This is a genomic window from Mixta mediterraneensis, from assembly GCF_030283135.1.
Taxonomy (GTDB): Bacteria; Pseudomonadota; Gammaproteobacteria; order Enterobacterales; family Enterobacteriaceae; genus Pantoea; species Pantoea mediterraneensis.
Window position 1 is genome coordinate 96,187 of sequence record NZ_JASUAZ010000011.1, and the last position, 8,537, is coordinate 104,723.

The following is an 8,537-nucleotide window of genomic DNA, read 5'->3' on the forward strand; positions in this document are numbered from 1 at the left end:
GCTTAAAGGAGAACCCCATGAGTCAAATTGAAACCCGGCAGTTAGGTGACAGTGGCATTGAAGTACCGTTGCTAACGTTTGGCGGCAACGTATTTGGCTGGACCATTGACCAAAGCACCTCGTTTTCTCTGTTGGATGCGCTGGTGGATAAAGGATTGTGGTTTATCGATACGGCTGACGTTTATTCACGTTGGGCGCCCGGCAATAAGGGAGGCGAATCGGAAACGATTATTGGTCACTGGCTGAAAAAAAGCGGCAAACGAGACAGCATCGTACTGGCGACTAAAGTCGGTATGGAAATGTCACCGGAAAAAACCGGGCTAAAACCGCAATATATTCGTCAGGCTGTTGAGGACTCTTTGCGTCGTCTGCAAACGGATTATATCGATATTTATCAAGCCCACCGTGATGATGAAGACACGCCATTGGCAGAGACGTTAAACGCTTTTGATTTGCTGATTAAAGAAGGCAAAGTGCGCGCGATTGGTGCTTCCAATTACAGTGCCGCCCGCTTGCAGGAAGCCTTGCAAACAAGTGAAAAAGAAGGATTGGCGCGTTATGAAACCCTGCAACCGGAGTACAACCTTTACGATCGGGAAGTCTACGAAGCCGAACTGGAAAAGGTGGTAACGGAACACGGTTTAGGCGTCATCAACTATTACTCGCTCGCCAGCGGTTTCCTTAGCGGCAAATACCGTAGCGCCGCAGATGCCAGCAAAAGCGCACGTGGACAAGGTGTGGTAGAGAAATATCTCAATCCACGCGGGTTAAAAATCCTTGCGTCGCTGGATGAGATCAGTCAGGCGCATCAGGTTTCACCGACGCAGGTTGCGCTGGCCTGGCAAATCGCCCGTCCGGGTATTACCGCACCTATCGTCAGTGCGACTTCGCTGACGCAACTCGATGATTTAGTCGGCGCGACACAGTTGAAGCTGACGCAAGCAGAAATTGAACAACTGGCCAACGCCAGCAGTTAATTTTCAGCAGGGGCAGGGATGCTCCTTTTCATACTTTTCATAAAAAAAGCACAATAAAAAAACATACAACCTCACAAAAGTATTAACAATAAGCGATCCAATTCACAAATGTGTAAAGAAACGGTTTCTTAGGGGATTTTTGCGCACTTTTTTATAAAAATTGAACTTTTCCCGATCCTATTCTCTGCGCTTACTATCCAGCAACTCACATAAGAATAAACATCATGAAAAGCAAAAAAGCAGTGCAACGTTTTCCGCTGCGTCGCGTAGCGACCGGCACCCTGATGTTCGCCATGTTAAGCGGCTCGGCTTTAGCGGCTGACGCGCTTAGCCCTGACTCTGAATGGATGTTCGGTGACTGGGGCGGCTACCGAACGCAGCTACAGGATGACGGCATTAAATTTGATGTTAACTACACCATGGAAAGCGCCGCGAATTTAGGGGGTGGTGCTGACACTAATACCACCATGCGCTACAGCGACCAGTGGACATTTTCCACCAATTTCGATCTGGAAAAACTGCTGAACTGGCAGGATGCGGAATTCCAGATGACCGTTACCAATCGTGACGGACATAACGTGTCGGATCAGGTTGCTGACAAACGCACCGGGATGTTGTCATCCGTTCAGGAAGTGTATGGACGTGGACAAACCTGGCGTCTGACCCAGTTCTGGTTACGTAAGGGCTTGTTTGATGACGTCGTGGATATTAAAGCTGGCCGCGTCACCGTTGGCGAAGACTTTGATAATTTTGACGGCAACCTGTTCCAGAACCTTGCGCTGGGTAGCGGTCAGGCCGGTAACTGGCGTGGCGATCGGTGGTTTAACTGGCCAGTTTCGCAATGGGGTGGCCGTATCAAGCTGAATTTTACCCCTGAGGTGTTCTTCCAGGTTGGTTTCTATAACCAAAACCAGGCGAACTACAATCGCGGTGACGGCTTCCGTCTTGATACCAGCAATTCCGAAGGGAACATGGTTCCGGCTGAACTGGGCTGGATGCCGCAGTTTGGTCCACAAAAACTGCCGGGTAACTATCGCATCGGCGGTTACTACTCTTCTGCTAACGGGGATGTTTATGGCAGCTGGCGCAACGGGGCGTATCAGGAGCAGGACCACGCTTACGGCGGTTACGTGTTGTTGCAACAACAGTTAACAGCACAGGATGGCGATGTGCATCGTGGTTTAGGCGTGCGCGTTCAGGCGGTAATGAACGACCACAAAACGTCGAAAACGGATAACTATCAGTCCATTGCGTTTACCTGGAAAGGACCGTTTGATGCGCGTCCCGATGATGAGATTGGCATCGGTGCCGCACGTATTCACGTAAACAGTACCTATACCCGCTCGCTGCGTCAGCAGAATGCGGCTAATGGTGAAACCGACTACAATAGCCCAACGTATTTGCCGATTCAGGATGGTTCTGAATACGATTACGAAATCTATTACAACGCTAAAGTGACGAAATGGATGTCGCTGCGTCCGAACCTGCAATATGTCACCGCGCCGGGTGCGGTGAGTGAAGTGAAAGATGCGTTTATTGGCGGCATCAGCGCGAATATCGCCTTTTAATTAAGTTCACGGGGTTAGCGAGAGCGATCCGCCTGCAGTTTATTCGCGATCAAACAGGCTAACCCTGTTCTTTCTATGCCGTTACAGCCATAAAAAACGGTCCGTTAAGGACCGTATCACTTTATTCAAACTCATCAGCCATTAAGCAAACATCACTTCCGCCCAGCGGGCTAATCCTGCCGTTACCGAGGCAAAATCATCTCCGCCCCCAATAGGCGTATCCGGTAATGCCTGCTGCAACGCTGCACGCAACAGCGGCGAACGTGCGCTGCCTCCGGTCAGATAAATGACATCTGGTTTAATATGGCTGGTCGCCAGCGCCAGATGCACCTGCTCAAGGATCTTTTCCAGCGGCTGATTGATGGCTTCGCGCAACATCTCCACGCTGATGGCTGCCTGTAAAGAAGGGGCAATAAAGTCGAGTGGCGTGTCGGTTTCAACGCGATCCGATAGGGCAATTTTGCTCTCTTCCGCTGCACGTACCAGACGATAACTCAGCTTCTGCTGCCACACCTTTAACAGGCGGGCAACGGTGTCGCTGTTCTCTGCATCGCGAACTAAATCACGCAGCAATTTACCGCAGGCCACGGAGTAAAATTCACTTTGCGCCGGAACGTCATTGATTGCGACAGCGTTCCACCAGGGGAGCGCGGGCAGGGCGATGCCATTCTGGGTATTACCGCCAAGACCAAGCAATGGCATCAACGTTTTGAACGCCAGCATAATATCAAGATCGTTACCGCCAATACGGCAACCGCTGTGACCCAGCAGGCTTTCACGACGATCGGCCTGATTGCGCCATTGCGGTCCCATTAGCAGCATTGAGCAGTCAGTTGTGCCGCCGCCAATATCAACAACCAGCACGCGCGTCTCTTTTTCCAGCGTTGCTTCAAAATCCAGGCCAGCGGCCACCGGCTCAAACTGAAATTCGACATCACGAAAACCGGCGCGCTTAGCCGCACGCAACAGAATCCCTTCTGCCTGCTGGTTAGCGTCCTCGCTACCTAAACCCTGGAAGTTAATCGGGCGGCCAATTACCGCCTGATCAATCGTCTGGCCGAGCTGACTTTCACCTTGCTGACGAATATGCAGCATCATGGCGCAGACCAGATCTTCAAATAACGCAATCTGTTGTGGCTTCAGGCCGCTGGCACCGAGAAATGACTTAGGGGATTTAACGAACCACACGTCTTCAGGATCGACCATATAGTTTTGCAGCGCGGTCAGACCAAACTGCACGCTACCAGGCAGGACTTCAATATCTTCTTCACGGTTATAACGCAGTGCTCGCTGTAATAACGCGGTAGTTTCACTGTCGGGCGTGGCGACTTGATGATGGCGGTAAAGCCATTCGCTGATGGATTCACGCGTGGGCGCACAGAGCATTGAAGGCAGCAGGCGCTGACCATTTTCCAGCGTCAACAGGCGCGGCGCACCTTGTTCGCTTACCGCAATAGAACAGTTGGCCGTGCCGTAATCAAATCCTATAAACATCTTTGCCCCCGAGCCGGAAAAAAGGGGGCGACTTTAGCGTAGCTTGACAGGGCTGGCAAGCGGCTTACTGCGCTGCCCCGGGCATCACGCATTAAGGCTGGCTAACGTATTCAAAAGCCCCCAGGCCGGACCCGCCAGCCGCACTGTCGCAAGCCGTAACAGGCTAATAAGGCTGAAAATAGCCTGTCCAAAGACAAAAGGCGAGACCGCCTTGCCGCTCACCAGCATCAATACCAGGCAAAAAACGTCAGAAAAATGGGATTCCATGGTAGCAATCCGCGAAATCCGCTGTGAGTTATGGGAGGCAAGAGGTCAGGTATAGTCCCAGCAGTGTGCGCCGCTTTGCAGGGGCGATTATGTTGTCAGAGGCGTTATTCGGCGATAACGTGGCCTTTCAACCATGGGAGGCCATTTTAGTGATTACTGGCGGAAAAGATCGGCGCGGGTAAACGGTTTTTCTAAGCCAGCCAGATCGGCGGAAAAGCGCTCAAGGAATTGTTGAGTGGTGGCAACACGGCCATGGCTTAACAGCAGCACCGGCACCAGTAATGCAGCGCTAATCTGCGGCCAGCTAAAACCTTTTAATGCTGTCCGGCGCTGCGAAATCAGGAAAGCGGTGCTTAAGGTAAAGCCGAGCAACAAGCCGGTAGCCACTTCGCTTTTTGAGTGCGCATGAATAACCAGGCGCGAAAACCCCACCAACAGCGGAATCATATAGCCCATACCAATGGCGAATCCGCGCCATAAACCGGACCAGCGTCCAGAGATTAACCACAACATTACCGGCCATAAGGTGGCAGACATTGCGCTGTGACCACTGAAGCCCGTGAAGTTAAACCGGGCGCTACCAATACCAAAGCCGAGAAACAGAATTTTAGACAGACTGACAAACAAACCCGCCAAACCAAACGCCACAATCCAATATAACGCGGTGCGGCGATTATCGCTTTTCCACGGCAGAATCAGCGCGATGATCACCGCCGTCGGGATCAACAGCATACTGTCGCCAAAGTAGGTCAAGGTCTTCCAGAGCATACGACTCCTTGTGAATACTGGCGGACACGATGATTCCCGCCATCATGCGGCAAAAAGGGTGTTGCCACGGCCGCTTTGTGCGGATCGAAACTGGCCGCTAGTTTATCCATGAAATGATTAGCTTCCAAAGGGGAAATTCTGAAAAGCCGCTGGCGCCATTTCTCTGGCATCAAAACGCCGAAATCCCTATACTTAGCGCCAACTCACCCTCTCCATTTAGGCCCGCAGGCTGGGCGCGTAATCCGTGTACAGTCGCTGGCTCCAGTTATCAGGTCTTTAAAAGTATGACTGACAAGTCTCATCAGTGCGTGATTGTTGGCATTGCCGGTGCGTCCGCATCCGGTAAAAGTTTAATTGCCAGTACGCTCTATCGTGAAATCCGTGATCAGGTTGGTGACGAGCATATCGGGGTGATCCCTGAAGATGCTTATTACAAAGATCAAAGTCACCTCACCATGGAAGAGAGGGTTAAAACCAATTATGACCATCCCAGCGCGATGGATCATGATTTGTTACTGCAACATTTGCGTGCGGTTAAAGCCGGTCAGGATATTCATCTGCCGGTTTACAGCTATGTTGAACACACGCGCACTCAGGAATCTATTCATCTCAAACCGAAAAAAGTTATTATTCTGGAAGGTATTCTGTTACTGACCGACTCGCGCCTGCGCCAGGAACTTAACTTCTCCATTTTTGTCGATACGCCACTCGATATTTGTTTAATGCGGCGCATGAAGCGTGACGTTAATGAGCGTGGTCGTTCGATGGATTCGGTCATGAGTCAGTATCAAAAAACGGTGCGTCCGATGTTCCTGCAATTCATCGAACCCTCTAAGCAGTATGCCGATATTATTGTGCCGCGTGGTGGAAAAAACCGCATCGCTATTGATATTCTCAAAGCCAAAATCAATCAGTTTTTTGAATAATCTGCGTCTGACAGGACGTGACGCGAACGGTACGTCATGCTGACCGTTCGCTACACTTAATTCATGGAGTTACGTCAATGAGATTATGCGACCGCGATATTGAAGCCTGGCTGGATACCGGCAAGCTGGCGATTACGCCGCGCCCGCCGATGGAACGCATTAATGGGGCCACGGTCGATGTGCGCCTGGGCAATCAGTTCCGTACTTTCAGTGGCCACACGGCGGCATTTATTGACCTGAGCGGACCGAAACATGAAGTCAGCGCCGCGCTGGATCGCGTCATGAGCGATGAAATTGTCCTGCCGGAAGGCGAAGCCTTCTTTTTGCATCCGGGCGAGCTAGCGCTGGCGGTGACGCTGGAATCGGTGACGCTGCCTGACGATTTAGTCGGCTGGCTGGATGGTCGATCTTCACTGGCCCGCCTGGGTTTGATGGTACACGTCACCGCGCACCGTATCGATCCCGGCTGGCAGGGCCGCATTGTGCTCGAATTTTACAACTCCGGTAAATTACCGCTGGCGCTGCGTCCTGGCATGTTGATTGGCGCGCTGAGCTTTGAGCCGCTCTCTGGCCCAGCCGCGCGCCCTTATAACCGTCGCGAAGATGCGAAGTATCGCGGACAGCAGGGTGCCGACGCCAGCCGTATCGACAAAGACTGAATTTACTGAGGACGTCATGAGAAGAGTGACACCCACGCTGGCCATCCTGTTAGTGGTGGTCGTAGCGGGAATGACCGCATTAGTATTACTGGTGAATCCCAACGACTTCCGTGCCTATATGGTGCAACAGGTTGAACAACGTAGTGGGTATCGGCTCGACCTGCATGGCGATTTGCGTTGGCACGTTTGGCCGCAGATGAGCATTCTTTCAGGCCGCATGAGCTTAACCGCGCCGGGTGCTGCACAGCCTGTGGTCTCAGCGGAAAACATGCGGCTTGATGTTAATCTGTGGCCCTTGCTATCGCATCAGTTAAGTGTCAGCCAGGTTATGCTGAAAAACGCTGTGGTGCGCGTCACGCCAGACAGCGCAGAAAAAAGGCCGCAGAATGTGCCGCAGGGGCCGCGTAATGCAGAGCCGCCATCTCCTTCTGACGGCTGGTCATTTAATATCGGCCAGCTTAAAGTCGCCGACAGTTTAGTCATCTGGCAACAAGCGGGTGGCGACGAATATAACTTCCGCGACTTCAATCTCAATCTTGAACAGGACGATCATAAACAAGCCACGATCACCTTAAGTACCAACCTGACGCGCAATCAACGCAACGCGACGGTGAAGGTAAAAGGTGCGCTGGATGCATCGCAGTACCCGCATCGCCTGAGCGGGCAGATTGATCAGCTTGATTACACGCTGGCGGGTGCCGATATTCAGCCGCAGGGTATTAAAGGCTCGCTGAGTTTTCAGGGAAGCTGGAACGGCGATAAACAGCAGTTTGCCGTTACTGGCCTGCAACTGACTGCCAATGACAGTTCGCTGTCCGGTGAGGCGGAAGGCAGTCTGGCAGAGCCGCCGCGTTTAGCGCTCAATCTTCATGCTACTTCGCTAAACCTTGATAACTTAATGGTGAACGCAGCAAAGCGTATTGGTGAAGGTGAGCAACACGCGACCGTTGCCCGCGCGCCGGTAATTGCCGAGGCGCGAGAGCAAAGTAACGCCGATTCGCCGCTTAAGACGCTCGATCTGGCTTTAAAACTGCGTGCCGACAGCGCGGAGTGGCGCGGGTTAACCCTCAATAATTTACAGCTTGATGCCAGTAATCAGCAGGGCCTGATGCAGCTGAACACGCTGAAAGGCGCGCTCGGCGCAGGCAGTTTTTCTGTTCCGGGTACGGTTGATATTCGACAACCTGAAACACGGGTAACTTTGCAGCCAGAATTGCAGCAGGTAGCGATTCAACCGCTCCTTAATGCGCTGGGGCTGCCAGAATCGTTACAGGGCACGGTGAGCTTATCTGGACAACTGTCAGGTGAAAATCTGTCCGTTGAGGCGGCGAAAAAAGACTGGCAGGGCAGGGCAGCCATTAGCGCCGAGAATCTCAGGCTGGCGCAGATTAATCTGCAACAAATGGTGCGCCGCGCCGTCGCGCGGGTCAGTAACCGCGTCAGCAGCGAAGAAGATGATGAACAAGGTATTAAGCAGATCGCAGGGCAGGTAGCGCTGAATCACGGCGAGCTGACGTTCGACGACCTGAACGGCCACGGCACACATCTGGCGCTACAAGGTAAAGGCAAGGTGGACCTGCAGCAGCAGCAGCTGGATGTCACCCTTGGTTTGAAATTCAGCGGCTGGAGCGGTGACGATAAGCTGGTTGCCGCGCTGACCGATCAGGCTATTCCGTTGCGCATGTTTGGCAACTGGAATAACGTACAATATACATTACCTGTCGATGAGGTCCTGCGTAACCGACTGCAAAATGAAGCCAAATCACGCTTGAATGAGTGGATTGATCGTCAGCAGGAAATGGACAGTCGCCGTGACATGAAAACGTTGCTGCGCCCGTAACGGGCGCAGGTTTCACGCTTCATGACTGGCCTGTTCAG

At 52.4% G+C, this 8,537-nt stretch carries 8 protein-coding genes; 5 read left to right on the forward strand and 3 right to left on the reverse strand.

Translation table 11 applies throughout. From position 1 onward, the window contains the following. The first annotated feature begins 17 nt into the window (after nucleotides 1-17). The gene (locus QRY16_RS09645) at nucleotides 18-977 is read left to right on the forward strand and encodes an aldo/keto reductase (protein ID WP_289776420.1); all 960 of its coding nucleotides are present in this window, start codon (nucleotides 18-20) and stop codon (nucleotides 975-977) included. A 224-nt stretch (nucleotides 978-1,201) separates the two neighbouring features. Continuing rightward, nucleotides 1,202-2,545, forward strand: a complete 1,344-nt coding sequence (locus QRY16_RS09650) for a carbohydrate porin (RefSeq protein WP_289776421.1) — start codon at nucleotides 1,202-1,204, stop codon at nucleotides 2,543-2,545. 141 nt (nucleotides 2,546-2,686) lie between these two features. Here QRY16_RS09650 and yegD read toward each other — a convergent pair whose 3' ends face one another. The 3 genes from yegD to QRY16_RS09665 all read right to left on the reverse strand — a co-directional run bounded on the left by yegD (nucleotide 2,687) and on the right by QRY16_RS09665 (nucleotide 5,074). Then, entirely contained in the window at nucleotides 2,687-4,039 is a 1,353-nt protein-coding gene (yegD, locus tag QRY16_RS09655; RefSeq protein ID WP_289776422.1) for a molecular chaperone, read from the reverse strand. 84 nt (nucleotides 4,040-4,123) lie between these two features. Then, on the reverse strand, nucleotides 4,124-4,306 hold the full coding sequence (locus tag QRY16_RS09660; protein WP_289776423.1) for a hypothetical protein: 183 nt from the start codon (nucleotides 4,304-4,306) through the stop codon (nucleotides 4,124-4,126). Nucleotides 4,307-4,459: 153 nt separating this feature from the next. After that, nucleotides 4,460-5,074 carry a phosphatase PAP2 family protein gene (locus QRY16_RS09665; protein ID WP_193404889.1) on the reverse strand — a complete coding sequence of 205 codons (615 nt, stop codon included), beginning with the start codon at nucleotides 5,072-5,074 and terminating at the stop codon, nucleotides 4,460-4,462. A gap of 284 nt (nucleotides 5,075-5,358) precedes the next feature. On the opposite strand from QRY16_RS09665, the gene udk reads away from it, so the two are divergent. The 3 genes from udk (at nucleotide 5,359) to asmA (ending at nucleotide 8,499) form a co-directional block, all read left to right on the forward strand. After that, on the forward strand, nucleotides 5,359-6,000 hold the full coding sequence (udk, locus tag QRY16_RS09670) for a uridine kinase (protein WP_193404890.1): 642 nt from the start codon (nucleotides 5,359-5,361) through the stop codon (nucleotides 5,998-6,000). A 77-nt stretch (nucleotides 6,001-6,077) separates the two neighbouring features. Further along, nucleotides 6,078-6,659, forward strand: a complete 582-nt coding sequence (gene dcd, locus QRY16_RS09675) for a dCTP deaminase (protein WP_193404891.1) — start codon at nucleotides 6,078-6,080, stop codon at nucleotides 6,657-6,659. Nucleotides 6,660-6,675: 16 nt separating this feature from the next. Beyond that, nucleotides 6,676-8,499 (forward strand): outer membrane assembly protein AsmA, encoded by a 1,824-nt coding sequence (asmA, locus tag QRY16_RS09680; protein WP_289776424.1) that lies wholly within the window; start codon nucleotides 6,676-6,678, stop codon nucleotides 8,497-8,499. The last annotated feature ends 38 nt before the right edge of the window (nucleotides 8,500-8,537 follow it).

Coding starts and splice junctions, on each gene's coding strand:
- QRY16_RS09645 (WP_289776420.1), top strand. CDS start 18: ATGAGTCAAATTGAAACCCGGCAGTTAGGTGACAGTGGCATTGAAGTA.
- QRY16_RS09650 (WP_289776421.1), top strand. CDS start 1,202: ATGAAAAGCAAAAAAGCAGTGCAACGTTTTCCGCTGCGTCGCGTAGCG.
- yegD (WP_289776422.1), bottom strand. CDS start 4,039: ATGTTTATAGGATTTGATTACGGCACGGCCAACTGTTCTATTGCGGTA.
- QRY16_RS09660 (WP_289776423.1), bottom strand. CDS start 4,306: ATGGAATCCCATTTTTCTGACGTTTTTTGCCTGGTATTGATGCTGGTG.
- QRY16_RS09665 (WP_193404889.1), bottom strand. CDS start 5,074: ATGCTCTGGAAGACCTTGACCTACTTTGGCGACAGTATGCTGTTGATC.
- udk (WP_193404890.1), top strand. CDS start 5,359: ATGACTGACAAGTCTCATCAGTGCGTGATTGTTGGCATTGCCGGTGCG.
- dcd (WP_193404891.1), top strand. CDS start 6,078: ATGAGATTATGCGACCGCGATATTGAAGCCTGGCTGGATACCGGCAAG.
- asmA (WP_289776424.1), top strand. CDS start 6,676: ATGAGAAGAGTGACACCCACGCTGGCCATCCTGTTAGTGGTGGTCGTA.